Below are 26,444 nucleotides of genomic sequence, written 5' to 3' on the forward strand. Positions count from 1 at the left end.
TTGAGCAAATCATTAATAACCGCTAAAATTGTCCGTCATCGCCTGGTGTTCAGCGCGCTTTCCTTGGCAGAAGCGGTGCTCAAGCATAAAACCTGCAGTTTAAGGGGTCAGGCATCGAAAAATCGGGCATAATCAACGGATTTCCCCATATTCAACTTTTATTGATTAAGGTAACCCATGGCTGAATGGAACGGCGAATATATCAGCCCTTACGCTGAACATGGTAAGAAGAGCGAGCAGGTCAAGAAAATCACAGTTTCTATCCCGCTGAAAGTGCTGAAGATTTTAACAGACGAGCGTACCCGCCGTCAGGTGAATAACCTGCGTCACGCCACCAACAGCGAACTGCTGTGTGAAGCCTTTTTGCATGCTTTCACCGGGCAGCCTCTGCCGAACGATGTTGATTTGCGTAAAGAACGCAGCGATGAGATTCCGGAAGAAGCGAAACAGATTATGCGTGAGATGGGCATCGATCCCGATAGCTGGGAATACTGAAGCCAGAAATAAAAAAACCCAGCCGAAGCTGGGTTTTTTCTTGCATCCGAATCGCGAGGATTCGACGGCAAATAATCTTATTTCTTGGTTGCTGGCACGCTGAAACGCTTGTTGAAGCGATCTACACGGCCACCGGTGTCAGCTACACGCTGCTTACCAGTGTAGAACGGGTGGCATTTGCCGCACACGTCCAGGTTCAGACCAGAAGCCATGGTTGAACGGGTGTTGATCACGTTACCGCAAGAGCAAGTCATGGTTACTGCTTCGTACTTAGGGTGAATACCTTGTTTCATGGGAGAACCTCATAAAAGGCCGTGTCGCTCTCCGTGCCAGGCTCAGCCTGCACAGCACCACACGCGGTTGAACATTAAGTGTATGCTCCGACGAGCGATCTCATCGAAGGCGGCATAGTATACAGAAATTAACCACTTTTAGCAAATCACTGCTGTAGATTCCCGCTCAAGGTAGCAACGTGTACACTACTTCTCCTTATTTCTTCGAGCCGGATAGAGATTCCCATGCCCGTTGTTCAGGTTGCCCTGCCCGTTCCGCTACCTCGCCTGTTTGATTACTTGCTGCCGACCGATGCGCCGCAGCCGGTGGCGGGCGCACGCGTGAATGTGCCGTTCGGCAATCGCAAAATGATCGGTATTGTGGTCGGCACGCGTGAGACCAGCGATCTCCCGCTGACGCAGCTCAAGCAGATAGACAGCGTGCTCGACAATCACAGTCTGTTCTCGCCCGCGCTATGGCGCATTTTGCACTGGGCCGCGCACTACTATCATTCGCCGCTGGGTGAAGTGCTCAGCCATGCGCTGCCGGTGCTGCTACGTCAGGGTAAACCCGCGCAGGAAGCGCCGCTGTGGCAATGGGTCATTAATGATGCTGGCCGCGAAGTGGCGATGGAGAGCCTGAAGCGCGCGCCGAAACAGCAGCAAGCGCTGGCGATGCTGCGTCAGCGACCACTGTATCGCCATCAGGTCAGCGAACACGATTTTACCGATGCCGCGCTACAAGCGTTGCGGGCAAAAGGCTTGTGCGAGTTGCGTGAACATACGCCGCAGATGCACGACTGGCGCACCAGCTTTGCCGTAAAAGGTGAACGCCTGCGCCTGAATACCGATCAGGCGATGGCGGTGGGCGCGATGCGTAGCGAAGACGATCACTATGCGCCATGGTTGCTCGCCGGTATTACCGGTTCTGGTAAAACTGAGGTGTATCTCAGCGTGTTAGAGAACGTGCTGGCACGCGGCAAGCAGGCGCTGGTGCTGGTGCCGGAAATCGGACTGACGCCACAAACCATCGCCCGCTTCCGCGAGCGCTTTGATGCGCCGATTGATGTGCTGCACTCGGCACTGAATGATAGCGAACGCCTTGCCGTCTGGCTGCGCGCGCGCAGTGGTGAAACCGCGATTGTTATCGGTACACGTTCAGCATTGTTCACGCCGCTGGCGCGTCCCGGCGTGATCATCATTGATGAAGAGCACGACAGCTCGTACAAACAGCAGGAAGGCTGGCGCTATCAGGCGCGCGATCTGGCGGTGTTCCGCGCCCATGAAGAAGACATTCCGATTGTGATGGGTTCGGCCACGCCCGCGCTGGAAACCCTGCACAACGTGCGCGTGGGCAAATATCGCCAGCTTAATCTCACCAAACGCGCGGGCAATGCCAAACCAGCGCTACAGCAGCTGATCGATCTTAAAGGCCAGCAGCTGAAAGGCGGATTAGCGCCGGCGCTGCTCGGCAAAATGCGCCAGCATCTGCAAGCCGATAATCAGGTATTGCTGTTCCTTAACCGTCGCGGCTTCTCGCCGGCGCTGATGTGCCATGATTGCGGCTGGCTGGCGGAATGTCAGCGCTGCGATAGCTATTACACGCTGCATCAGAACCATCGCCAGCTGCGCTGCCACCATTGTGACAGCCAGCGTCCGCTGCCGAATCAATGCCCGGGCTGTGGTTCAACGCATTTGATGCCGGTTGGTGTGGGCACCGAACAGCTGGAACAGCAGCTTGGCACGCTGTTCCCCGGCGTGCCGGTATCTCGTATCGATCGCGACACCACCAGCCGCAAAGGTGCGCTGGAGCAGCATCTGGCCGATGTACATCGCGGCGGTGCGCGCATTCTGGTAGGCACGCAAATGCTGGCGAAGGGCCATCACTTCCCGGATGTCACGCTGGTGTCGCTGCTGGATGTTGATGGCGCGCTGTTCTCGGCCGATTTCCGCGCCGCTGAGCGTTTCGCACAGCTGTATACCCAGGTTGCAGGCCGTGCGGGTCGCGCCGGTAAACAGGGCGAAGTGTTGCTGCAAACCCATCATCCAGACCATCCGCTGCTGCAAACTTTGCTGCACCGCGGCTATTTCGCTTTTGCCGATCAAACGCTGCTGGAGCGCCAGTCGGTGCAACTGCCACCGTGGACCAGCCACGCGCTGTTCCGCGCCGAGGATATGGATAATCAACAGGCAGCAGAATTCCTCACTCAACTGCGTAATTTGCTGGAAGCCAGCCCGTTAAAAGATGACGCGATGTGGCTGATGGGGCCGGTTCCGGCATTGGCTCCGAAGCGCAGCGGCCGCTGGCGCTGGCAGCTGCTGTTGCAACATCCTTCACGAAAACGTTTGCAACAGTTGCTGAGCGGATCGCTGCCGCTCATCGCCACGTTGCCCGCCGCGCGCAAAGTGAAATGGACGCTGGATATCGACCCCACCGAGAGTTAAGCCGCGCCACATCTGCGAGCCAGATCGAAAAAAGTCGCACAAGTCACAATTTTTATGCAAATTAAGTAACAACCCGGCACGACCTTGGGTTAACAATAGTGCCGACCCGGTTGAAGCCCGGTAATGTCTGAAAATCAATGCGCTGTACCGCGTCAGGAGTTATACGTTGGACCAGAAGCAACCTTCCACCGCCGCCACCATGAAAGATGTGGCCGAGAAAGCAGGCGTTTCCACCGCCACGGTTTCACGTGCGTTGATGAATCCAGAAAAAGTCTCAGCCGCTACCCGGCTCAAAGTTGAAAAAGCCGTAATTGCCGTGGGCTATGCGCCGCACGGTTTGGCGCGCAATGCTAAACGCGGGGAAACGCAAACCATTCTGGTGATTGTGCCGGACATCTGCGATCCCTTCTTCAGTGAGATCATTCGCGGCGTGGAAGTCACCGCCGCACACGAAGGTTATCTGGTGCTGATTGGCGATTGCGCCCATCAGAATAAACAGGAAAAAACCTTCCTGAATTTAATGCTGACGCGACAAATCGACGGCATGGTGTTGTTAGGTTCACAACTGCCGTTTGACGCTGGCATTGAAGACCAGCGCAACCTGCCGCCCATGGTGATGGGTAACGAATTTGCGCCGGAAATGGCGCTGCCTACGGTCCATATCGATAACCTGACGGCAGCCTTTGAAGCGGTGAATCACCTGCTGCAACTCGGCCACCGCCAAATCGCCTGCATTACCGGGCCAGAACACATTCCGCTAAGTCAGTATCGACTGCAGGGCTACATCCAAGCGCTGCGCCGCAGCAGTATCGCTATCGATCCGACCATGATTGTGCACGGTGACTTCACCTTTGAAGCGGGTGCCAATGCACTGAAACAATTGATGAGTTTGCCGCAGCCGCCGAAAGCGATTTTCTGCCATAGCGATCTGATGGCGCTGGGCGCAATGAATCAGGCGCGCAAACTCGGCATGCGTATTCCGCAGGACCTCTCAGTGGTGGGCTTTGATGATATCGAACTGGCGCAATACTACGATCCGCCGCTAACCACCGTGGCCCAGCCGCGCTTCGCCATTGGCCGTGAAGCTATGCTGCTACTGCTTGATGAATTGCAGGGCAAACGCGTGAATAACGGTTCGCGCCTGCTGGATGCAGAGCTGCGCGTGCGCGGCAGTACGGCACCCGCAGCAAAACGCGAAAAATAACGTATAGAAGCCTGCATTTTCAGCGCATTCTGAAGGCAGACTGTGCTGGTCAAAGTTCCAGCCCTTGCGTAACATGGCGCATTCATTGCCGGGCAATTAACAGCACATTTACATGCCCATTGGCATATTTTTTTGAAGGGTATTAGAACGAAAGTGGCACAGAAAGATTATGTAGGCCGCGGGCGTTCAACAGGGACGCGTCGCAAAAAACCCGCCAGCCGCAGTAAGAAAAGCAAAGGCGGATCAGGCACTTCAAAGCTCATGATGGTACTGGCCGTGGCCGTGCTGGTCACCTTTGCCGGTGGTTTATGGTTCATCTCGCATCATAAGAAAGAAGAGATTGAGGTCATTCCAAATCATAAAGCCAACGGTAACGGCCTGCCGCCGAAGCCCGAAGAGCGCTGGAAGTACATCAAAGAGTTGGAAAATCGCCAAATTACCGTTCCTTCGCCGACTGAGCCTTCAGCCGGTGGCGTGCAGTCACAAACTCAGCTGACCGATGAACAGCGCCAGCTGCTGGAACAGATGCAGGCCGATATGCGCCAGCAGCCTACGCAGCTGAATGAAGTGCCGTGGAACGAACAAACCCCGGCGCAGCGCCAGCAAACGCTGCAGCGTCAGCAGGTGCAACAACAGCAGCAGCAGGTACAACAACAACAGCAGCAGTTGCAACGTCAGCAGCAGGTACAACAACAACAGCAGTTGCAACGTCAGCAGCAGCTACAGCAGCAGCAGCGCCAGCAACAGTTGCAGCAACAACAGGCCACCCGTCAGCAGCAACAGCAAGCTGCACCAATCACGCGCGAGCCAACGCAGCAGACTAAACCGCAGGAAACCGCCAAGGTGAAAGCGGAAGAGAAAGCCTCTTCGCAGCGCTGGATGGTGCAGTGTGGTTCGTTCAAAGGCACCGATCAGGCGGAGTCAGTGCGCGCCGGGTTGGCATTTGAAGGATTTGAGAGCCGTATTACCACCGGCGGTGGCTGGAATCGCGTGGTGATCGGGCCATTCAAAGATCGCAGTAGCGCGGACAGCACGGTAAAACGCTTACACAGTTCCGGTCACGGAAGTTGTATTCCCCTCGCTTTACCTTAAATTCTTTAGGGGTTGAAACTCCCCAATCCTGCCCCATATCTGGTTGCATGATACTCCGCGCCGAGTGCGCGGAGTTCCTTTTCTACTGCAACAAGGGGTCTGCCCGTGACAACAATAGTAAGTGTACGACGCAACGGCCAGGTAGTGATTGGCGGTGATGGCCAGGCTACGCTCGGCAATACCGTAATGAAAGGCAACGTTAAAAAAGTCCGTCGTCTTTACAACGATAAAGTGATCGCCGGTTTTGCTGGCGGTACCGCAGATGCCTTCACCCTGTTTGAACTGTTTGAGCGCAAGCTGGAGATGCACCAGGGCCACCTGGTGAAAGCGGCGGTCGAGCTGGCCAAAGATTGGCGTACCGACCGCATGCTGCGTCGCCTCGAAGCGCTGCTGGCGGTCGCCGACGAAAACGCCTCGCTGATCATCAGCGGCAACGGCGATGTCATCCAGCCGGAAAATGACCTGATTGCCATTGGTTCTGGTGGGCCTTACGCCCAGGCAGCGGCACGCGCGTTGCTGGAAAACACGGACATTGGTGCACAAGATATCGTTGAAAAGGCGCTGAACATCGCCGGCGATATCTGTATCTACACCAACCACAATATTAACATCGAAGCATTACCGTCTAAGGCGTAAGGATAAAAATCATGTCCGAGATGACTCCACGCGAGATTGTCAGCGAGCTTAACCGCTTTATTATCGGCCAGGACGGTGCAAAGAAGGCGGTCGCGATCGCCCTGCGTAACCGCTGGCGCCGCATGCAGCTCGACGAAGAGCTGCGCCATGAAGTGACGCCAAAAAACATCCTGATGATTGGTCCAACCGGCGTCGGTAAAACCGAAATCGCCCGTCGCTTAGCTAAACTGGCTAACGCACCGTTCATCAAAGTGGAAGCCACCAAATTCACCGAAGTCGGTTACGTCGGCAAAGAGGTTGATTCCATCATTCGCGATCTGACCGATTCTGCCATCAAGATGGTGCGCAGCCAGGCGATCGAGAAGAACAAATACCGTGCCGAAGAGATGGCGGAAGAGCGCATCCTCGATGTGCTGATTCCACCGGCAAAAAATAACTGGGGCCAGGCTGAGCAAGCGGCTGAGCCATCGACAGCGCGTCAGTCATTCCGCAAGAAACTGCGCGAAGGTCAGCTGGACGACAAAGAGATTGAGATCGATCTGGCTGCTTCTTCAGCCGGCGTTGAAATCATGGCGCCTCCGGGCATGGAAGAGATGACCAGCCAGCTGCAATCGATGTTCCAGAACCTCGGTGGACAGAAGCAGAAGCCGCGTAAGCTGAAAATCAAAGAAGCCATGAAGCTGCTGATTGAAGAAGAAGCGGCCAAGCTGGTGAACCCGGAAGAGCTGAAGCAGGATGCCATCGATGCCGTCGAGCAGCACGGCATCGTGTTCATCGACGAAATCGACAAAATCTGTAAGCGCGGCGGCCAGAATGCCGGCGGCCCAGACGTTTCGCGTGAAGGCGTACAGCGCGACCTGCTGCCGCTGGTAGAAGGTTGCACCGTTTCCACCAAGCACGGCATGGTGAAAACTGACCACATTCTGTTTATCGCTTCCGGCGCGTTCCAGGTCGCCAGTCCGTCAGATCTGATTCCCGAACTGCAGGGCCGTCTGCCGATTCGCGTTGAACTGCAGGCGCTGACCGTCAACGACTTCGAGCGCATCCTGACCGAGCCAAACGCCTCGGTTACCGTGCAGTACAAAGCGCTAATGGGCACTGAAGGGGTTAACATCGACTTCACCGAAGATGCAGTGCGTCGTATCGCCGAAGCCGCATGGCAGGTGAACGAAACCACTGAGAACATCGGTGCGCGTCGTCTGCATACCGTTCTGGAGCGTCTGATGGAAGATATCTCCTATGACGCCAGCGATCGTAACGGTGAATCGATCACCATCGATGCCGAGTACGTTGGTAAGCATCTGGATGAGCTGGTGGCCGACGAAGATCTCAGCCGCTTCATTCTGTAAGCTTCACCCGCGAAATCTCTGCCCGGCCACTGTGCCGGGCTTTTTTTTACGCAGGATATTGATGCAACGCTTTTTTTGGCGGTTGATGATTTTGCCAACAATCGCCAGATAGCGATATACTTAGCGCTCCTGTGGCAAACAGACGAAAACCCTCATGAAATACGATACATCTGAACTCTGTGACATCTACCACGAAGCTGTGAATGTTGTTGAACCGCTTTTTTCGAACTTTGGTGGGCGCAGCTCATTCGGTGGTCAAATCACCACAGTGAAATGTTTCGAAGATAACGGCTTACTCTACGATTTGCTGGAAGAGAACGGTCGGGGTCGCGTATTGCTGGTGGACGGCGGCGGTTCGGTTCGTCGCGCACTGGTCGATGCTCAGCTGGCGAGTCTGGCGGCGCAAAATGAGTGGGAAGGCATCGTGGTTTACGGCTCGGTACGTCAGGTTGACGACCTTGAAGAGCTGGAAATCGGCATTCAGGCGATCGCGGCGATTCCGGTGGGTGCAGCAGGTGAAGGCATTGGCGAAAGTGATGTGCGCGTTAACTTCGGCGGCGTGACCTTCTTCTCTGGCGACCATCTGTATGCCGATAATACTGGCATCATCCTGTCTGAAGACGCACTCGACATCGAGTAAGTCGCAACAAAAACGGGTGCCGCGGCACCCGTTGGTTTAAGCATTGACGCTTAAACTTCTTCCATTTTTCCCAGCAGTGCCCGCAGACGATCCTGCCAGACGTGCTGCTCTTCTTTCAGATGTTGATTTTCACGCACCAGTGCATCCTGGTTGCCTGAAGCCTGGCTGACTTCGTTTTTCAGCGTATTGTTTTGCTCTTTCAGCTCTTCAATTTCCATCTGCAGCAGAGTGATGGTATCAATCGCCTGCTGTACTTTCGCTTCCAGTTTCTCGAACACTTCAAATGACATCTTTCTGACCTCTCCTAAATCTTGCAAGGCGTTGATGGGGCTAATGCATGCCTTATGATGGTGCGCTCAGCCACGATGACTCGATTGTATGTAGCCAAACCCAGCAAGTCCAGCGGCACAAGGCTTGCGGGGGTAGTCTGTAACACTTTTCAGTCAATGCCTAAAAAAATGCGCATCTTCGCGCATCTGTGTGCGCGATCACGTCACCATCAACCCGCAAAGCCGTCTTAATGGGCCTTAAAGAAACGCAAAAGACGCGAAAACGCGCATTTTTATGACGCAGTACACAGTTTTCAATTTCGCTATTTCTCGTTTATGCTCGTTAACGATAAATTCACATCAACCCTACATTAAAAGCTGGGCGACTCATGGATGAGAACAAAAACTGATAAAATTTAACCTCGCTTCAGGAATGCCATTATGAGTCAAACAACTAACACACTAACAGGTCAGTGCATCGCCGAATTTATCGGCACCGGTTTGATCATCTTTTTTGGTGCAGGCTGCGTTGCCGCACTGAAATTGGCCGGTGCTGCGTTCGGTCAGTGGGAAATTTGTATTATCTGGGGTTTAGCCGTATCCATGGCCGTCTATCTTAGCGCGGGCGTTTCTGGCGGGCATCTTAACCCTGCCGTCACTATCGCGCTGTGCCTGTTCGCTAACTTTGAAGGTCGTAAAGTCGTCCCGTATATCCTGGCGCAGGTTGCCGGCGCGTTCTGCGCTGCCGCGTTGGTTTACGGTCTTTACTACAATTTGTTCGTGGATTTTGAAACCAGCCACCAGATGGTACGCGGTAGCGTCGAAAGCCTTGATCTGGCCGGTATCTTCTCTACCTATCCGAACCCGCACATCAGTGTTGGTCAGGCGTTCCTGGTAGAGATGGTGATTACCGCCGTATTGATGGGCGTTATCATGGCGCTGACCGATGATGGCAACGGCGTACCACGTGGTCCACTGGCACCGTTGTTGATCGGTCTGTTAGTTGCCATTATCGGTGGTGCAATGGGCCCACTCACCGGCTTCGCACTTAACCCGGCGCGTGACTTCGGTCCAAAACTGTTCGCCTTCTTCGCTGGCTGGGGCAACGTCGCCTTCACCGGTGGCAAAGATATTCCTTATTTCCTGGTTCCGATTTTTGGCCCGCTGGTCGGTGCTTGCCTCGGAGCCTTTGGCTACCGCTCACTGATTGGCCGTCATCTGCCAGTAAACATCGCGGAAGCCAGCACAGCAGAAAAACCGGTTGCGCGCGCTCAGCAGCGTAAAGCGTAAGTTTCATCGATACCACATCAGGAAAGCACAATGACTACTGATAAAAAATATATTGTTGCACTCGATCAGGGCACAACCAGCTCACGCGCCGTGGTGCTTGATCATGATGCCAACATCGTTGCGGTTTCTCAGCGCGAATTTACTCAGATCTACCCGAAAGCGGGTTGGGTTGAACATGACCCAATGGATATCTGGGCGTCACAAAGCTCAACGCTGGTTGAAGTGCTGGCCCACGCCGACATTAACTCGGATCAAATCGCGGCGATTGGTATCACCAACCAGCGTGAAACCGCCATCGTGTGGGATAAAGAGAGCGGCAAGCCAATCTACAACGCCATCGTCTGGCAGGATCCGCGCACCGCAGATTACTGTAACAAGCTGAAGAAAGAGGGCCTGGAAGAGTATATCCAGCACACCACCGGTTTGGTGATTAACCCGTACTTCTCCGGCACCAAAGTGAAGTGGATTCTCGACCACGTTGAAGGCGCGCGTGAGCGTGCAAAACGCGGCGAACTGCTGTTCGGTACCGTTGATACCTGGCTGATTTGGAAAATGACGCAGGGACGTGTACACGTCACCGATCACACCAACGCCTCACGTACCATGATGTACAACATCCACAAGCTGGAGTGGGATGAGCGCATGCTGGAGATCCTCGATATCCCGCGTGAAATGCTGCCAGAAGTGAAAGGCTCTTCTGAAGTGTACGGCCAGACCAACATTGGTGGTAAAGGCGGTACGCGTATTCCAATCGCGGGTATTGCCGGTGACCAGCAGGCGGCGCTGTATGGCCAGCTGTGCGTTCAACCGGGTATGGCGAAAAACACTTACGGCACCGGCTGCTTTATGCTGATGAACACCGGCACCGAAGCCGTGACCTCAACGCACGGCCTGCTGACCACCATCGCTTGCGGTCCGCGCGGCGAAGTGAACTATGCGCTGGAAGGTGCGGTGTTTATCGGTGGTGCGTCGATTCAGTGGCTGCGCGATGAGATGAAACTGATCAGTGATTCCACTGACTCTGAATACTTTGCGTTGAAAGTGAAAGACAGCAATGGCGTCTACATGGTGCCTGCCTTCACCGGCTTGGGTGCACCTTACTGGGACCCGTATGCACGCGGCGCGATTTTCGGTCTGACGCGCGGTGCTAACGCTAACCACATCATCCGTGCCACGCTGGAATCGATTGCTTACCAGACGCGTGACGTACTGGAAGCGATGCAAAACGATGCGGGCACGCGTCTGCAATCGCTGCGTGTTGATGGCGGTGCGGTAGCCAACAACTTCCTGATGCAGTTCCAGTCAGACATTCTCGGCACCCGCGTTGAGCGTCCGGAAGTGCGTGAAGTCACCGCGTTGGGTGCAGCGTACCTGGCTGGCTTAGCCGTCGGCTTCTGGGGCGACCTGGAAGAAGTCCGTGCTAAAGCGGTGATTGAGCGTGAGTTCCGCCCAAGCATCGAAACCACCGAACGTAACGTGCGTTACGCAGGCTGGAAGAAAGCCGTCGCTCGCGCCAAAGCGTGGGAAGACGAAGAGTAAAATCCTGCTGACCCGCGGCACCCTGCCGCGGGTTTTCCCCCGTCACGCTTCCCCGCTGTGTTAAACTGCCTGCCTGTTTTTTGTCAGGTGCAACCATGAAACGAGAACTCGCGATTGAATTTTCCCGCGTGACCGAAGCCGCCGCTCTGGCGGGCTATCACTGGTTAGGACGCGGCGATAAAAATGCGGCCGACGGCGCAGCCGTTCACGCCATGCGCATTATGCTCAACACTATCGATATCGACGGCCAGATTGTGATTGGCGAAGGCGAAATCGACGAAGCGCCGATGCTGTATATCGGTGAAAAAGTCGGTACCGGTCGCGGCGACGCGGTGGATATCGCCGTTGATCCGATTGAAGGCACGCGCATGACGGCGATGGGCCAGGCCAATGCGCTGGCGGTGCTGGCGGTGGGCGATAAGGGCAGTTTCCTGCACGCACCTGATATGTACATGGAAAAGCTGATTGTCGGGCCAGGCGCGCGCGGCGCCATCGACCTCAATCTGCCGCTTGATATCAATCTGAAAAACATCGCGCTGGCATTAGGCAAACCGCTTAGCCAGTTAACGGTGTCGATTTTGGCCAAGCCACGCCACGATGCGGTGATAGCCCAGCTGCAGCAGCTTGGCGTGCGCGTGTTCTCCTTCCCGGATGGCGACGTCGCGGCCTCGATTCTAACCTGTATGCCGGATAGCGAAGTCGATGTGATGTACGGCATCGGCGGCGCACCGGAAGGTGTGGTGTCGGCGGCGGTGATCCGTGCGATGGATGGCGACATGCAGGCGCGCTTGCTGGCGCGTCACGTGGTGAAAGGCGATAGCGAAGAGAATCGTCGCCTGGGTGAGAATGAGCTGCAGCGCTGCGCTGAGATGGGTATTGAGGCCGGTCAGGTACTGAAGCTGGATCAGATGGCGCGCAACGATAACGTGATCTTCGCCGCTACCGGCATCACCACCGGCGATTTGCTAAAAGGCATCACGCGTAATGGCAACATTGCCACCAGCGAAACGCTACTGGTGCGCGGCAAATCGCGCACCATTCGCCGCATCCAATCGATCCATTATCTGGATCGCAAAGACGCGGCGCTACATCAATTTATCCTGTAATCGCCTGATTGCCGCTCTCCGGATGACGTGAGAGCGGCCACCAGCACAGCAGCATCACCAGCGACGTCACAAACATCAGCATGCCCAGGCTGGATTGGTCGTGCTGTGGCAACATCGCAGAAAGCCACGCCACCACGCCAGAGCCCAGGTTCTGCAAACCGCCGATGAGTGCACCGGCGCTGCCCGCCAGCCACGCATACGGCTCCATCGCGCCCGACGTTGCCAGTGGAAACAGCATGCCCGCGCCAAAAAAGAACAGCGCAGCCGGCACCAGCAGCGTCCAGATATTCATTACGCCAAACCAGGCGGGAACCCACATCAACAAGCCCGCCAACAGGCAGCTGTTCACGCCGTACCACATCAGCGTGTGCCAGGATTTCTGTTCGCGTCCGGCAAACCAGGCACCAAAGAACGCCGCAGGAATCGGCAGGATGAACAGAATGCTGACGGTCAATCCATCCAGCCCCAACACGCCGCCCATCAGCACGCCGCAGCTGGCTTCAAACACTGCGATGCCCGCCAGTGCGCCAATCAGCAGCAGCAGGTAGCGCACGAAATTGCCGTCACTCAGTAACGTGGCATAACGCTTCAGGAACGGTGTAGCAGGCGTGTCGGCAGGACGGGTTTCCGGCAACCAGCGTGCCATCGATGCGGTAACGCCGACGCACAGCAGCAGCAGGAAGGCAAAACAGGCGTGCCAGCCAAACAGATGCGTTAGCAGCGCACCAATCACCGGTGCCAGCAGCGGGCTCACCAGAATGCCCATATTAAGCAGGCTGTTCGCCTGGCGCAGGGCGATGCCGGAGTAGAGATCGCGCGGCATGGTACGCGCCATCACGCCCGCTACGCCGGTGCCTAAACCTTGCACCGCGCTGCCGAGTACCAGAATATCGAGCGAGGGCGCGAACATGGCGATCAACGCGCCGACGGCAAAGATCGTCATGCCAATCAGGATCACCGGACGTCGGCCAAAACTGTCCGAGAGTGGGCCGTAGATCAACTGCGATCCGCCGTAGGTCATCAGATAGGCGGCCATCACCTGCTGGATCGCCCCACTGCGCACATTGAGCGTTTCGGCCATGTTGGCCATCGCTGGCACATAGATGGTTTGCGCCATCTGCCCAACCGCCACCAGCACGATCAGCATGAATAACAGAAAGCGATTTTGCGTTTTACTTATCAACATGGAACAAAATGTCTGCCTGAGAAACAAAGAATAAGCAGCACAAAAAAGGCCGCCTCGGATTTATGGCGGCAAAAATATCAGGATTCAGTGACAAATCGAGAGGCGCAGGCAAAGCGGTATGTCTTAAGCCGTCAAGCTGAGAGTCCAGATTGTAAACCGTCCGCTACAGTTGCTGATCTGTGCGCTGGGTTTGTCGCTGAGAGCCCTTTGCCCGAGCATGGACTGGAAATCCGTTAGGCCGATGGCGATGATGTACCTACACAATCAAGATTAAGGAGCCAACATGGCAGAGTGGATCAATGCTGAAGTTAAAGAAGTAAAGAACTGGACCGATGCACTGTTCAGCCTGCGCGTTGAAGCGCCTATCGATGCCTTTACGGCGGGTCAGTTTGCCAAGTTGGCACTGGAGATTGACGGCGAGCGCGTGCAACGTGCCTATTCCTACGTCAACGCGCCGCAGGATCCGCTGCTGGAGTTTTATCTGGTCACCGTGCCGGAAGGCAAACTGAGCCCACGCTTGCAGGCGCTGCAGCCCGGCGAGCAGGTGATGATCACCAAAGAGGCGGCGGGTTTCTTTGTGCTCGACGAAATCCCAGACTGCCAAACGCTGTGGATGCTGGCGACCGGCACGGCAATCGGTCCCTATTTATCGATTCTGCAACAGGGGGACGATCTGGATCGTTTCGACAATATTGTGTTGGTGCACGCCGCGCGTTTTGCCGATGACCTGAGTTTTCTGCCCTTGATGCAGGCCTTGCAGCAGCGCTATCAGGGCAAGTTACATATTCAAACGGTGGTGAGTCGCGAAGAGATTGCCGGTTCACTGCACGGTCGCGTCCCGCAGCTGATTGAAAGTGGTGAACTGGAACGCGCAGTCGGCTTGCCGCTGACGGCAGAAACCAGCCATGTGATGCTGTGTGGTAACCCGCAGATGGTGCGCGATACTCAGCAACTGTTGAAAGATACGCGAGAGATGCGCAAGCATTTCAAACGTAAACCCGGCCATATGACCAGCGAGCATTACTGGTAATGGGCGCGGGGCGAAGAATCTGAGATTTTTCCCAGTGCGGGTTTTGACTTTGCCCGGTAAAAACCGTTCTAATCGTGGGCTAAGTGAATGATTTAGGGCCGAAGCAATGAACAACCTGCCAGTCGCGCTGCTGCTTGGCCTCGCACTGACATTTCCCGCCTGGGCGGATGATGCGCCTGCACTGGATCGTAGCGATCATCTGCCTGCTGCGCCTTATCTGCTTGCGGGTGCGCCAACGTTTGATATGACCGTTGCTCAGTTCCGTGAGAAGTACAACGCGGTTAATCCCGATCAACAGCTGCAGGAATATCGCGCCATCGATAATCGCGGCGATAAAAGCAATCTGACGCGTGCCGCCAGCAAAATCAGTGAAACCTTGTATGCTTCCACCGCGCTGGAGCAAGGTACCGGCAAAATCAAAACGCTGCAGATCACCTGGTTGCCGGTTCCCGGCCCCGATCTGAAAGCCGCTCAGGCACGCGCCATGGATTATATGACCGCCCTGCTGCGCTTCTTCATCCCAGGCTTGTCGCCCGAAGAGGGGCGTAAAAAGCTTGATTCGTTGTTGAGCGCCGGGAAAGGCGCGCGCTATTTTGCCCGCACCGAAGGTGCATTGCGTTTCGTGGTGGCGGACAACGGTGATAAGGGTTTGACCTTCGCCGTTGAGCCGATAAAACTGGCGCTCGCTACGCCCTGATCGCACCGGCAAAAATGACGAAAAGCAAAGCCAGCAATCCATTTGATCTCTATACTGTCTCGCAGACATCGCTGCCCGATGGCAGCGCTATTTCATGAATCGCGTTATGCGGAGGAAAGAATGCGACATCCACTGGTTATGGGTAACTGGAAACTGAACGGTAGCAAGCAGATCACCAAAGAGCTGATTGAAGGCCTGCGCAAAGAGCTGTCTGGTGTTGATGGTTGTGGCGTCGCGATTGCACCGCCAGCCATCTATCTGGACCTGGCAAAACACGCCATTTCCGGTAGCCACATTGCTCTGGGTGCTCAGAACGTTGACGTTAATCTGTCTGGCGCATTCACTGGCGAAACTTCCGCAGACATGTTGAAAGACGTTGGCGCGAAATACATCATCATCGGCCACTCTGAGCGCCGCACCTACCATAAAGAGAGCGACGAGTTCATCGCGAAGAAATTTGCCGTAGTGAAAGAAGCTGGCCTGGTGCCGGTTCTGTGCATCGGTGAAACTGACGCAGAAAACGAAGCGGGCAAAACTGAAGAAGTGTGCGCACGTCAGATCGACGCCGTGCTGGAAACGCAGGGCGCTGCAGCGTTCGAAGGCGCGGTTATCGCTTACGAGCCAGTTTGGGCGATCGGTACCGGCAAATCAGCCACTCCAGCGCAGGCGCAGGCCGTGCACAAATTCATTCGTGACCACATCGCGAAGAAAGATGCTGCTATCGCACAGCAAGTGATCATTCAGTACGGCGGCTCGGTAAACGACAAAAACGCCGCTGAGCTGTTCACCCAGCCCGATATTGATGGCGCACTGGTTGGCGGCGCTTCACTGAAAGCAGATGCTTTCGCAGTGATCGTGAAAGCGGCGGCAGCTGCGAAAAACGCGTAACGTAACGTTTTCGATGCAGAAAAAGGCGGCTGATTAGCCGCCTTTTTTATTGGCCGCCATTCAAGGCGATCCTGCGAAAAAGCGTTAGTGCGCCAAAATCCCACAGTTATGATCCTGCAACTCTTCCGCCGAGCCGCTGTTCAGTTTGAGCCAGTTACGTTCCAACGCCAGCAGGGCTAAGCGACCATCCGGCAGCTGCGCCAGCGCCAGACCATATTTCCCCATCTCCGTGCGCGCATACGGGATTTCATTCGCCAGACGGATAAACGCACTCTGCTCCGCCAGTTCTGTCGTTGAAAGCGTGCGCACCCAATAACGATGCTTGCGCAGCGTTTCGCTTTGCCATTGCGCATTAAGCTTTGGTGCCAGTGCATCGAGTTGCTGACGCACATCCGACCGCAGACAAGAGATATGAATATGCAGCTGATTCTGGGTACGCCCATATTGGGCATTGATTGCCAGCGACAGCGCGCTATCTGGGATCGGCGCGCCGAGCTTCTGCACCAGTAATGCACGCTGTTGCCAGGCTTCGGCAAAAAGATTCGGCGTAACGGGCTCAAGAATGATGGGACTTTCCATGCCGGTGATTTTTTCGATCGGCATCAGCAGATACTGCAACGGACCGTTGAGATCTTTCAGCGTGACGTATCCCTGCGCGCGGTTCACCTGCTGGCAAGGTGCAGGTTTGCCATTCGCCGCCATATTTGGCACACACTTTTCACTGATGATCTGCCACAAGGCGTTGGAATTTTTCTGGAAATGGATGGCGCAGGCAATCAGTCCGACAATGAGCAGCACCAATAACACGGTAAGTAACTTCAGGGTACGACGACTGCCCTGCATAGCCCGAATCCTCTGTTCATCACCTGCCAGCATCCTCGCCTGGCAGGTGATGAAAGTCACGGATTAATCCGTATTGCCTTCCATTAGGCATAAAAAAACGGCCAGCATTATCGCTGGCCGTTTCTGGAGTCGTTAAGGTTTCATCACCTGATCATAGCTGCCGCCATCAGCGAAGTGGGTTTTCTGGGCTTGTGTCCAGCCACCAAACTTGCTGTCGATGGTGAACAGTTTCACCGGCGCGAATTTATTCGCAAACTTCTTGGCTACCGTTTCGTCACGTGGACGGTAGAAGTTCTCTGCGGCAATGGTCTGGCCTTCCGGCGAATAGAGATACTTGAGGTAATCTTCGGCCACTTTACGGGTGCCCTGCTCGTCGACCACTTTATCCACCACCGAAACCGTTGGCTCTGCCAGAATCGATTCGCTTGGGGTGACAATTTCAAACTTGTCTTTACCCAGCTTATCCACCGCCAGATAGGCTTCGTTTTCCCACGCAATCAGCACATCACCAATTCCACGTTCTACGAAGGTATTAGTCGCACCACGTGCGCCGGAATCCTGTACTTCAACGTTCTTAAACAGCGATTTCACGTAAGCCAGAGCTTTAGCCTGATCGCCACTGTTTTGATCCAGTGCCCAACCCCATGCAGCTAAATAGTTCCAGCGTGCGCCGCCCGACGTTTTCGGGTTTGGCGTGATAACGGAAACGCCTGGTTTGATCAGATCTGGCCAATCATGAATGCCTTTGGGGTTGCCTTTGCGCACCAGGAACACGATGGTCGAGGTGTATGGCGCGGAGTTGTCCGGCAGGCGTTTAATCCAATCTTTATTGATACGACCACGGTCAGCAATAGCATCCACATCGGATTGCAACGCCAGCGTAACCACATCAGCACGGATGCCATTGATCACGGAGGTCGCTTGTTTACCCGATCCGCCGTGCGACTGGCGAATCACCACGTTGTCGCCGGTTTCCTGCTTGTAGTGCGCGCTAAATGCTTTGTTGTACTGCTCGTACAGCTCACGGGTAGGATCGTAAGAGACGTTTAACAGTTGAATATCCTTTGCCAGAACACTGGTTGAAGCCAGTAACAGGGTGACTCCAATACTCCACTTATTCATTGCTTGCTCTCCCGAGGTCGTTATAGAACAAGACTGACACAAACTTATCCATGGATTAAAGAATTAAAAATAAGCTGTTATAACCGTGTGGAATATGTGCAGGTATAAAAAAGGCGCGAATCTCATCGCGCCTTAGTGCTGAATGATTAGTAGAGTTTTTTCGCGGTATCGAGCCAATCACGTTTGAACGGACGCTTCATGTTTTCAATTGCGTCGATGATGTCGTGATGCACCATCTTCTCGTTCTGAATACCGACGCAACGCCCGCCATAACCTTGCAGCAGCAGCTCAATAGAGTAAGAACCCATGCGCGAGGCGAGGATGCGGTCATAAGCACAAGGTGCGCCGCCACGCTGAATATGACCCAGCACAGTCGCGCGGGTTTCACGTTTGGTTTCAGCTTCAATGAAGTGAGCCAGATCGTCGATATCACAGATGTGCTCGGTGATCGCCACAATGGCGTGTTTTTTGCCTTTGGCGATGCCCGCCTTAATCTCGGAAACCAGCTCTTCACGGGTATACGGGATTTCTGGCAACACGATGAATTCACAACCGCCGGCAATGGCTGCCGCCAGCGTTAAATCGCCGCAATAACGGCCCATCACTTCGACGATGGAGATACGCTGATGGGAAGATGAGGTGTCACGCAGGCGGTCAATCGCTTCAACCACGGTTTCCAGCGCAGTGAAATAACCGATGGTGTAATCGGTGCCTGCCACGTCGTTATCGATGGTGCCCGGTAAGCCAATGCACGGGAAGCCCATTTCGGTCAGGCGCTTCGCACCCATGTAGGAACCATCACCGCCGATAACCACCAGCGCATCGATACCGCGCTTTTTCATGTTATCAATCGCGGTCTGGCGCACTTCATCATTACGGAATTCTGGGAAGCGTGCGGAGCCGAGGAAAGTGCCGCCACGGTTGATCATGTCTGACACGCTGTAGCGGTCGAGGTTAATCATGCGATCTTCGTACAATCCCAGATAGCCGTCGTAAATACCAAAAACTTCCAGTCCTTCACTCAGCGCGGAACGTACAACTCCGCGAATGGCTGCGTTCATGCCTGGGGCGTCGCCGCCGCTGGTCAATACTCCGATTTTTTTGATCATGACAACCTCTGGATTGTTCAAAAACTAAGGATTATTCCTGCCATGTGTCCGGCGTGGACCAGCTCGCGATCGCATGGCTTAATAGTTGCAGAATAGTATATCAAAGGCTTGATGCTGAATTGATTCAGGTCAGACAAGTTTTCTCTAATTTTTTACAGAGTTGTTAGCGTTACGTCACTTTTTTTGTGTAATTGCATGATTTTAAATCGCTAACCTTGAAAAAAGCCGTGTTGATTGCTCGGTACAACAGAGCAGGGATCTTGATGGATAATCACGTCTGAACCGGGAAACTTCTTTAGTAACGCCTGCTCAACTTGATCCGCCACCTGATGCGCCTGCACCAACGGTAACTGATCTTCCATCTCCAGATGCAGCTGGATGAAACGTGTGGGGCCTGATTGTCGTGTGCGTAGCGCATGCGCGCCGCGTACGCCAGGCCAGTTGGTCACCACGTTAATAATCTCCTGCGTTTCATGCTCAGGCAGTACGCGGTCTAACAGCGCCTGCACGGCCTCATAACCCATCCGCAAGGCGTTGTAGAGAATATAAACGCCAATGCCGAGCGCGAACAAAGCATCCGCCCGTACAAAACCATAGCTGCTCAAACCTAGGGCAACCAATATTGCGCCGTTCATCACCACATCAGATTGATAGTGCAGCATGTCCGCACGAATCGCCTGACTTCGTGTGCGACGCACCACCCAACGCTGAAAGGCAACCAATGTCAGGGTGGAAAATAGCGCAATCACCGTCACCACAATGCCCACCAGCGGGGCATGCAAGGTTTCGGGCGATGCCAGATGCTGAATGCCGGTGAGAAACAGAAACAGCGCTGATCCGGAGATAAACATGCTCTGTGCCAGTGCGGCGAGTGATTCCGCTTTACCGTGGCCGAAGGTGTGATCATCATCGGCTGGCTGCAGCGAATAGCGCACCACCAGCAAGTTTGTAAGTGAAGCGGCGATATCCACTAAGGAATCCACCAACGCCGCCAACATGCTGACTGAACCGGTATGCCACCAGGCAAATATTTTCACAATTAACAGCACCGTGGCCAGCGTGGTCGCCGCCAGCGCCGCCCGATTGACTAACTTTGCATAGGAAGAATCCATGCCATGCCTCGCAGGTCGCACATATCAAAGGTACGGCCTTTTCGTCGTAAGATGGCTAAACCTTATCATCGGCAGAAGTGTGCTGCATGGTTGAATTTTAAGGCAATGATGTTAGAGGGAAATGACAGGCAAAAAAAACCCCCGCATCATGCGGGGGAAGACAGGGATGGTGTCTATGGCAAGGAAAACAGGGATACTATGTTACTGGTTACTGCTGGTACTACTCACTGCTTGCAGCGGTGATGATGGCTGCAATCCTGAGAGTCGACGAACTTCAGCCAATCGTCGCTCATAATTCTTCTGCAATGTCGCTTGCTGTGCAGGCGTTAGCAGGTGGTACATCTGATTACGAACCCGAGCCATCTCGACTTGCTGCTCTACTGCTGCGCGGGCTTGTTTCTCTGCCTGCTGTCGGATAGCCGATTCATTAAATTTGTCTGCAATGACAAGGTCATGCATAGTTTCTATGTCTTGAACGCTGATTGCTGGGCGTTCGTGTCGCGCTTGCTGCATCAGGTCTCGCATCTGTTGCCGCTGTTGTTCAGTCAGCTCAATGCCATCGAACATGTAGCTTTGCGGATTTTGCGTCATACTGCCTGTCGTCAATCCGCTGTTCTGATGCATCTCGTCAATCGTCGTCGTGTCTGCTGCTTCGGCCCTGGCGTGACTGAGAACCATCGCTGAGGCAATGACGACGGCGGTTAAGTAGCGCATCGTTAACTCCCAGTTCGTTCCGTTTTGCGATTCAACGAGAGCCAGTGTACGGCGGTGGCTGCAAACATCCGTCAGGGGGTGTAAAACTACGTAAAGCGTTGGATTGCAAGTCAAGGAACACGGTATTTTGCCTGCGGAGGGCAATAAAAAATGAATAAAATCCTGTTGGTTGATGACGACCGCGAATTAACTTCGCTGCTTAAAGAACTGCTTGAGATGGAAGGTTTTGAAGTCATTGTGGCAAGCGATGGTGAGCAGGCGCTTAACCTGTTAGACAACACCGTGGACTTGCTTTTACTTGATGTGATGATGCCGAAGAAGAACGGTATCGACACGTTGAAAGAACTACGCCAACAGCACCAAACTCCGGTCATTATGCTGACTGCACGTGGCAGCGAACTGGACCGCGTTCTCGGCCTTGAACTCGGCGCGGACGACTATCTGCCGAAACCGTTTAACGATCGCGAACTGGTGGCGCGTATCCGTGCCATTTTGCGCCGTTCAAACTGGAGCGAGCAGCAGCAACAGCACGACAACAGTTCGCCAACGTTGGAAGTGGATTGCCTGCGCCTGAATCCAGGTCGTCAGGAAGCCAGCTTCGATAGTGAAACGTTGGATCTCACCGGCACCGAATTCACTCTGCTCTATTTGCTGGCACAGCATCTGGGTCAGGTGGTATCACGTGAGCATCTTAGTCAGGAAGTGTTAGGCAAACGTCTGACACCGTTTGACCGTGCTATCGATATGCACATTTCTAACCTGCGTCGTAAATTGCCGGAACGTCGTGATGGTCATCCGTGGTTTAAAACCCTGCGCGGACGCGGCTATCTGATGGTTTCGGTATCATGATAGGAAGTTTAACTACTCGCATCTTCGCCATCTTCTGGCTCACGCTAGCGTTGGTGTTGATGCTGGTTTTAATGGTACCCAAACTCGATTCGCGCCAGATGACAGCGTTACTGGAAAGCGAGCAGCGTCAGGGCACCATGATTGAACAGCACGTTGAAGCGGAATTGTCTCAGGATCCACCGAACGACTTGATGTGGTGGCGTCGGCTGTTCCGCTCCATCGATAAATGGGCACCGCCCGGCCAGCGTTTACTCTTGGTTACCAGCGAAGGCCGCGTGATTGGCGCGCAGCACAACGAAATGCAGATCATTCGCAACTTCATTGGCCAGTCTGATAATGCCGATCATCCGCAGAAGAAGAAGTATGGTCGCGTTGAGATGGTGGGCCCCTTCGCCGTCCGCGATGGCGAAGACAACTATCAGCTCTATCTGATTCGTCCTGCTACCAGCTCGCAACTCGACTTCGTCAATCTGCTGTTTGATCGTCCGCTGCTATTGCTGATTGTCACCATGCTGATTAGCTCGCCGCTGCTGCTGTGGCTGGCATGGAGTCTGGCGCGTCCGGCGCGCAAACTGAAATATGCTGCGGATGAAGTGGCGAGCGGCAATTTGCGTCAGCATCCGGAACTGGAATCAGGGCCGCAGGAATTCCTGGCCGCGGGTTCCAGTTTCAACCAAATGGTGAGCGCGCTCGAACGCATGATGACTGCGCAGCAGCGCTTGCTGTCTGACATCAGTCATGAATTACGGACGCCGTTAACCCGCTTGCAGCTGGCAACAGCGCTGCTGCGTCGTCGTAATGGTGAAGGTAAAGAGTTACAGCGTATTGAAACTGAAGCGCAGCGCCTTGATGGCATGATTAACGATTTGCTAGTGCTGTCACGCACGCAGCACAACAACGCGCTGGTTAGCGAGGCGATGAAAGCTAATCAGCTGTGGAACGGCGTGCTGGAAGATGCCAAATTTGAAGCCGAGCAGATGGGCAAGCTGATGGATGTACCTTATCCGCCAGGCCCGTGGCCGCTTTATGGGAATCCGCATGCGTTGGAGAGTGCGCTGGAGAATATCGTGCGCAATGCGTTGCGCTATTCAAACTCACACATCAGCGTTAGCTTTTCGGTGGATATTGAAGGCATCACTATCCACGTCGATGATGATGGTCCTGGCGTCAGCCCAGAGGATCGCGAGCAGATATTCCGTCCGTTTTACCGTACCGATGAGGCTCGCGACCGTGAATCCGGCGGTACGGGTTTAGGTCTGGCGATTGTTGAAACGGCTGTCCAGCAGCATCGCGGTTGGGTCAAAGCCGATGATAGCCCGTTAGGCGGTTTGCGCCTCACGCTCTGGCTGCCGCTGTACTCCGCACGCCAATAATTTGTTATGCTTCGGCCCTCGTTTCTGGGGGCCTTATGCTAAACATTGTTTTATTTGAACCTGAAATCCCACCTAATACCGGCAACATCATCCGTCTGTGCGCGAATACCGGTTTCCAGTTACACCTTATCGAACCGCTAGGTTTTGCCTGGGATGATAAGCGCCTGCGTCGCGCTGGGCTGGATTATCACGAATATACCGCCTTAAAAAAACACGCAAATTACGTGGCATTTCTGACGTCAGAAGCCCCGCAGCGCCTGTTTGCACTCACCACCAAAGGTACGCCAGCGCACAGCGCGGTGAGCTATCAGAAAGGCGATTATTTGATATTTGGTCCAGAGAGCCGCGGATTACCGGGGGAGATTCTCAATGCACTGCCGGCTGAGCAGAAAATACGTATTCCCATGATGGCGGAAAGCCGCAGCATGAATCTCTCTAATGCGGTGTCTGTCGTGGTCTATGAAGCGTGGCGCCAGCTTGATTATGCTGGCGCACTGATCAAGGGTTAAATGCCGTCGCCATACTCAAAGCCAGCGCCGTTAAAGTGTTGATCCATATCCATCGCCGGTTTATCGCTGGTGGGTTTGCCGACAATGCGCGCTGGCACGCCAGCAGCAGTGGTATGCGGTGGTACGGGCTGAAGAACCACAGAACCCGCCCCGATTTTCGCCCCGCGTCCCACTTCAATGTTACCCAGAATCTTGGCACCCGCGCCAATCATCACGCCTTCACGGATCTTCGGATGGCGATCGCCGCTGGTTTTACCCGTACCGCCCAGCGTCACCGATTGCAAGATTGAAACATCATTTTCAATGATCGCCGTTTCGCCGATGACAATGCCGGTGGCATGGTCAAGCATGATGCCGCGACCAATGCGCGCCGCCGGGTGAATATCCACGGCAAACGAGACGGAAATTTCGTTCTGCAGATAGACAGCCAGCGCGCGGCGGCCCTCTTTCCACAGCCAATGGCCGATGCGATAAGCCTGCAAGGCGTGGAAGCCTTTCAGATAGAGCAGCGGCGTGGAGTATTTATCAACCGCGGGATCGCGCTGGCGTACAGCCTGAATATCGTAGGCCGCGGAGACAATCATCTCTGGGTCTTCTCGGTAGGCTTCTTCTACGATTTCGCGGATGGCAATGGCTGGCATGATAGGATTCGCCAACTTGTTGGCGAGCATGTAACTGAGCGCGCTACGGAGGTTTTCGTGTTTAAGCAATGTCGCATGGTAAAAGCTGGCCAGCATCGGTTCACAGTCGGCCAGGGCTCTGGCTTCAGCTTTGATATGGTTCCAGACCAGTTCTAACTCTTCAGACGACATTGCTGTATGCTCCCGATAAAAAAAGCGCCTGATGGGGCGCTACAGGTGGTGACGCTGGCGCATCCTGCTTCAGCTTTGGCTGTTTTCGTCCTTCCTTGCACGGCCAAGTAAGGTCAATGCTGCCTCTCGCGCTGATTTTCCGCAATAGAGCACCTGATAAATCTGCTCGGTAATGGGCATTTCTACGCCGACGCGAGCTGCCAATGCTTTGACTTCTTTGGTGTTTCTATAGCCTTCTACAACTTGTCCGATAATGCGTTGCGCCTCGTCTACGCTCTCGCCTTGCCCCAGCATCATGCCAAAACGACGATTGCGCGACTGATTATCGGTACAGGTCAGCACCAAGTCGCCTAAACCGGCCATACCCATAAAGGTGGTGGCATCCGCACCCAACGCGGCGCCAAGACGGCTCATTTCCGTCAGGCCTCGCGTAATCAGCGCGGTACGCGCATTGGCACCAAAGCCAATGCCGTCTGAAATCCCCGCACCAATCGCAATCACATTCTTCACCGCGCCACCTAATTGCACGCCGATGAAATCCTGATTGTTGTAGACGCGGAAACTCTTCCCGCAGTGCAGCTTCTGCTGCAGATCTTCTGCAAACTGCGCGTCGGTAGCTGCCAGTGCAATAGCCGTTGGCATGCCTGCTGCTAGCTCTTTAGCAAAAGTTGGCCCGGAAATCACCGCTAACGGAATCGCATCCCCAAGGATTTCACGCGCCACGTCCTGCAGTAAACGGCCGGTCTCTTTTTCCAGCCCTTTGGTTGCCCAGACAATCCGTGAATCGGCACGCAAATGCGGCTTAAGCTGCGTTAGCACATCACCAAATACATGGCTCGGTACCACGACCAGCAGATCGCGACTGGCGTTAACCACGGTAGCCAAATCGGCTTCAGGAACGAGATTGTCAGGGAAAGGAACATCAGGCAGGAAAGCGGCATTGCAGCGGTCAGCTTGCAGCTGCGCCACGCTTTGTGGATTGTGGCCCCAGAGCAGAACCGGGTGGCCGTTACGGGCCAGCGTAATGGCCAATGCGGTGCCGTACGAGCCGGCACCGATGACGCTTATTGAAGCGTTGAGGGTAGTCATCAGGCATCCTGATGTGGCGCTTCGCCTTCACCTTGCTGCTGCAGATAGTTCATGAACAGCGCATCAAAGTTAACGGGCGCCAGGTTGAGCTGCGGGAAAGTCCCACGAGACACAAGGCTGGTTACGCATTCGCGTGCATAAGGGAACAGAATGTTCGGGCAGTAAGCACCGAGGCAATGTGCCATCTGCGTCCCTTCGATACCGCTGATGGTGAAAATACCCGCCTGCTGTACTTCACACAGGAATGCGGTTTCTTCACCAACGGTTGCCGTTACAGTAACACGCAGAACGACCTCAAAAACGCCGTCAGCCAGCTGAGAAGAGGCGGTATCCAGGTCCAGCTTCACTTCTGGTTCCCACTCTTTCTGGAAAACCTGAGGTGCGTTTGGCGCTTCGTAAGAAACATCTTTGGTGTAAACACGTTGAATCTGGAACTGCATTTCGCTGTTGCTTTGCTCTGACATGTGACTAAATCCTGTGAGTTAAAATTGTCTGACCGAAAAGTTATGCCTGGAGTAAAGGATCAAGTCCCTGACGCCCATCCAGCGCGTAAAGATCATCACAGCCGCCAATGTGCCGCGCATCAATAAAAATCTGCGGCACCGTAGTACGGCCGCTGCGTTGAATCATTTCTTCACGTTTCGCCGCGTTCCCGTCAATGGGAATCTCCTGGAACGACACGCCTTTCTGATCCAACAGCGCCTTTGCACGGTGGCAATAAGGACAAGTGACTTTGGTGTAGATCTCTACATTCGCCATACGGTGACCTCTAAG

The 26,444-nt window shown here is 54.5% G+C and carries 28 protein-coding genes; 16 read left to right on the forward strand and 12 right to left on the reverse strand.

The features are described 5' to 3' along the window. Positions 1 to 177 precede the first annotated feature (177 nt). Positions 178 to 495 (forward strand): met regulon transcriptional regulator MetJ, encoded by a 318-nt coding sequence (gene metJ / locus AC6I8K_RS18255; protein ID WP_007885403.1) that lies wholly within the window; start codon positions 178 to 180, stop codon positions 493 to 495. A gap of 77 nt (positions 496 to 572) precedes the next feature. Here the strand turns inward: metJ and rpmE are convergent, their stop codons facing one another. After that, positions 573 to 788, reverse strand: a complete 216-nt coding sequence (gene rpmE, locus AC6I8K_RS18260; protein ID WP_064741485.1) for a 50S ribosomal protein L31 — start codon at positions 786 to 788, stop codon at positions 573 to 575. Positions 789 to 1,013: 225 nt separating this feature from the next. Between rpmE and priA the strand changes: the two genes are divergently transcribed. From priA to rraA, 6 genes are all read left to right on the forward strand, one after another. Further along, the gene (gene priA, locus AC6I8K_RS18265) at positions 1,014 to 3,212 is read left to right on the forward strand and encodes a primosomal protein N' (protein ID WP_483816439.1); all 2,199 of its coding nucleotides are present in this window, start codon (positions 1,014 to 1,016) and stop codon (positions 3,210 to 3,212) included. A 166-nt stretch (positions 3,213 to 3,378) separates the two neighbouring features. Then, the gene (cytR, locus tag AC6I8K_RS18270) at positions 3,379 to 4,416 is read left to right on the forward strand and encodes a DNA-binding transcriptional regulator CytR (RefSeq protein ID WP_497827179.1); all 1,038 of its coding nucleotides are present in this window, start codon (positions 3,379 to 3,381) and stop codon (positions 4,414 to 4,416) included. 153 nt (positions 4,417 to 4,569) lie between these two features. Then, a complete protein-coding gene (gene ftsN, locus AC6I8K_RS18275; protein WP_497827180.1) occupies positions 4,570 to 5,508 on the forward strand; it encodes a cell division protein FtsN in 939 nt (312 codons plus the stop codon). Between the two features lie 105 nt (positions 5,509 to 5,613). Then, positions 5,614 to 6,144 (forward strand): ATP-dependent protease subunit HslV, encoded by a 531-nt coding sequence (gene hslV, locus AC6I8K_RS18280; protein WP_007885391.1) that lies wholly within the window; start codon positions 5,614 to 5,616, stop codon positions 6,142 to 6,144. Between the two features lie 11 nt (positions 6,145 to 6,155). Further along, positions 6,156 to 7,493 (forward strand): ATP-dependent protease ATPase subunit HslU, encoded by a 1,338-nt coding sequence (hslU, locus tag AC6I8K_RS18285; RefSeq protein ID WP_064741488.1) that lies wholly within the window; start codon positions 6,156 to 6,158, stop codon positions 7,491 to 7,493. A 154-nt stretch (positions 7,494 to 7,647) separates the two neighbouring features. Then, a complete protein-coding gene (gene rraA, locus AC6I8K_RS18290; RefSeq protein WP_061720294.1) occupies positions 7,648 to 8,133 on the forward strand; it encodes a ribonuclease E activity regulator RraA in 486 nt (161 codons plus the stop codon). Positions 8,134 to 8,183: 50 nt separating this feature from the next. On the opposite strand, the gene zapB is transcribed toward rraA, so the two are convergent. Further along, a complete protein-coding gene (gene zapB, locus AC6I8K_RS18295) occupies positions 8,184 to 8,423 on the reverse strand; it encodes a cell division protein ZapB (RefSeq protein ID WP_007885384.1) in 240 nt (79 codons plus the stop codon). 420 nt (positions 8,424 to 8,843) lie between these two features. Here zapB and AC6I8K_RS18300 point away from each other — a divergent pair, with 420 nt between their 5' ends. The 3 genes from AC6I8K_RS18300 to glpX all read left to right on the forward strand — a co-directional run bounded on the left by AC6I8K_RS18300 (position 8,844) and on the right by glpX (position 12,337). Beyond that, positions 8,844 to 9,692 (forward strand): MIP/aquaporin family protein, encoded by an 849-nt coding sequence (locus AC6I8K_RS18300; RefSeq protein WP_064741489.1) that lies wholly within the window; start codon positions 8,844 to 8,846, stop codon positions 9,690 to 9,692. Between the two features lie 30 nt (positions 9,693 to 9,722). Next, entirely contained in the window at positions 9,723 to 11,231 is a 1,509-nt protein-coding gene (glpK, locus tag AC6I8K_RS18305) for a glycerol kinase GlpK (protein ID WP_064741490.1), read from the forward strand. A gap of 95 nt (positions 11,232 to 11,326) precedes the next feature. Further along, entirely contained in the window at positions 11,327 to 12,337 is a 1,011-nt protein-coding gene (glpX, locus tag AC6I8K_RS18310) for a class II fructose-bisphosphatase (protein WP_483816441.1), read from the forward strand. On the opposite strand, the gene emrD is transcribed toward glpX, so the two are convergent. Next, positions 12,327 to 13,523: a multidrug efflux MFS transporter EmrD gene (gene emrD / locus AC6I8K_RS18315; protein ID WP_497827181.1), complete on the reverse strand. Its 1,197-nt coding sequence runs from the start codon at positions 13,521 to 13,523 to the stop codon at positions 12,327 to 12,329. The genes glpX and emrD overlap by 11 nt on opposite strands. Before the next feature lie 283 nt (positions 13,524 to 13,806). Here emrD and fpr point away from each other — a divergent pair, with 283 nt between their 5' ends. From fpr to tpiA, 3 genes are all read left to right on the forward strand, one after another. Next, positions 13,807 to 14,553: a ferredoxin--NADP(+) reductase gene (gene fpr / locus AC6I8K_RS18320; protein ID WP_064741493.1), complete on the forward strand. Its 747-nt coding sequence runs from the start codon at positions 13,807 to 13,809 to the stop codon at positions 14,551 to 14,553. 106 nt (positions 14,554 to 14,659) lie between these two features. After that, the gene (locus AC6I8K_RS18325) at positions 14,660 to 15,250 is read left to right on the forward strand and encodes a YiiQ family protein (protein ID WP_064741494.1); all 591 of its coding nucleotides are present in this window, start codon (positions 14,660 to 14,662) and stop codon (positions 15,248 to 15,250) included. Positions 15,251 to 15,370: 120 nt separating this feature from the next. Beyond that, a complete protein-coding gene (tpiA, locus tag AC6I8K_RS18330) occupies positions 15,371 to 16,138 on the forward strand; it encodes a triose-phosphate isomerase (protein ID WP_008109693.1) in 768 nt (255 codons plus the stop codon). Positions 16,139 to 16,222: 84 nt separating this feature from the next. On the opposite strand, the gene AC6I8K_RS18335 is transcribed toward tpiA, so the two are convergent. From AC6I8K_RS18335 to cpxP, 5 genes are all read right to left on the reverse strand, one after another. Then, positions 16,223 to 16,981 carry a CDP-diacylglycerol diphosphatase gene (locus tag AC6I8K_RS18335; protein ID WP_483816443.1) on the reverse strand — a complete coding sequence of 253 codons (759 nt, stop codon included), beginning with the start codon at positions 16,979 to 16,981 and terminating at the stop codon, positions 16,223 to 16,225. A 132-nt stretch (positions 16,982 to 17,113) separates the two neighbouring features. Then, a complete protein-coding gene (locus AC6I8K_RS18340; RefSeq protein WP_483816444.1) occupies positions 17,114 to 18,103 on the reverse strand; it encodes a sulfate ABC transporter substrate-binding protein in 990 nt (329 codons plus the stop codon). 146 nt (positions 18,104 to 18,249) lie between these two features. Then, positions 18,250 to 19,212, reverse strand: a complete 963-nt coding sequence (gene pfkA / locus AC6I8K_RS18345) for a 6-phosphofructokinase (protein WP_007885343.1) — start codon at positions 19,210 to 19,212, stop codon at positions 18,250 to 18,252. Between the two features lie 209 nt (positions 19,213 to 19,421). Beyond that, positions 19,422 to 20,324 carry a CDF family cation-efflux transporter FieF gene (gene fieF, locus AC6I8K_RS18350; protein WP_497827182.1) on the reverse strand — a complete coding sequence of 301 codons (903 nt, stop codon included), beginning with the start codon at positions 20,322 to 20,324 and terminating at the stop codon, positions 19,422 to 19,424. 201 nt (positions 20,325 to 20,525) lie between these two features. Next, the gene (gene cpxP / locus AC6I8K_RS18355; RefSeq protein ID WP_497827183.1) at positions 20,526 to 21,038 is read right to left on the reverse strand and encodes a cell-envelope stress modulator CpxP; all 513 of its coding nucleotides are present in this window, start codon (positions 21,036 to 21,038) and stop codon (positions 20,526 to 20,528) included. A 150-nt stretch (positions 21,039 to 21,188) separates the two neighbouring features. Between cpxP and cpxR the strand changes: the two genes are divergently transcribed. From cpxR to trmL, 3 genes are read left to right on the forward strand one after another with little or no spacing between them, the layout of a single operon-like run. Further along, positions 21,189 to 21,887 carry an envelope stress response regulator transcription factor CpxR gene (gene cpxR / locus AC6I8K_RS18360; protein ID WP_064741510.1) on the forward strand — a complete coding sequence of 233 codons (699 nt, stop codon included), beginning with the start codon at positions 21,189 to 21,191 and terminating at the stop codon, positions 21,885 to 21,887. Continuing rightward, the gene (cpxA, locus tag AC6I8K_RS18365; protein WP_064741511.1) at positions 21,884 to 23,260 is read left to right on the forward strand and encodes an envelope stress sensor histidine kinase CpxA; all 1,377 of its coding nucleotides are present in this window, start codon (positions 21,884 to 21,886) and stop codon (positions 23,258 to 23,260) included. The genes cpxR and cpxA overlap by 4 nt, the downstream gene beginning before the upstream one ends. Positions 23,261 to 23,295: 35 nt before the next feature. Next, a complete protein-coding gene (trmL, locus tag AC6I8K_RS18370) occupies positions 23,296 to 23,769 on the forward strand; it encodes a tRNA (uridine(34)/cytosine(34)/5-carboxymethylaminomethyluridine(34)-2'-O)-methyltransferase TrmL (RefSeq protein ID WP_497827184.1) in 474 nt (157 codons plus the stop codon). Here trmL and cysE read toward each other — a convergent pair. The 4 genes from cysE to grxC all read right to left on the reverse strand — a co-directional run bounded on the left by cysE (position 23,766) and on the right by grxC (position 26,429). Then, the gene (cysE, locus tag AC6I8K_RS18375; protein ID WP_497827185.1) at positions 23,766 to 24,581 is read right to left on the reverse strand and encodes a serine O-acetyltransferase; all 816 of its coding nucleotides are present in this window, start codon (positions 24,579 to 24,581) and stop codon (positions 23,766 to 23,768) included. The genes trmL and cysE overlap by 4 nt on opposite strands. A gap of 69 nt (positions 24,582 to 24,650) precedes the next feature. Continuing rightward, on the reverse strand, positions 24,651 to 25,670 hold the full coding sequence (gpsA, locus tag AC6I8K_RS18380; protein ID WP_064741514.1) for an NAD(P)H-dependent glycerol-3-phosphate dehydrogenase: 1,020 nt from the start codon (positions 25,668 to 25,670) through the stop codon (positions 24,651 to 24,653). Beyond that, positions 25,670 to 26,134 (reverse strand): protein-export chaperone SecB, encoded by a 465-nt coding sequence (gene secB, locus AC6I8K_RS18385; protein ID WP_007885330.1) that lies wholly within the window; start codon positions 26,132 to 26,134, stop codon positions 25,670 to 25,672. Before secB ends, gpsA begins: the two co-directional genes overlap by 1 nt. 40 nt (positions 26,135 to 26,174) lie before the next feature. After that, the gene (grxC, locus tag AC6I8K_RS18390) at positions 26,175 to 26,429 is read right to left on the reverse strand and encodes a glutaredoxin 3 (protein WP_483816449.1); all 255 of its coding nucleotides are present in this window, start codon (positions 26,427 to 26,429) and stop codon (positions 26,175 to 26,177) included. Positions 26,430 to 26,444 lie beyond the last annotated feature (15 nt).

Source organism: Pantoea sp. X-Soil-ISGK-421 (genome assembly GCF_059730785.1).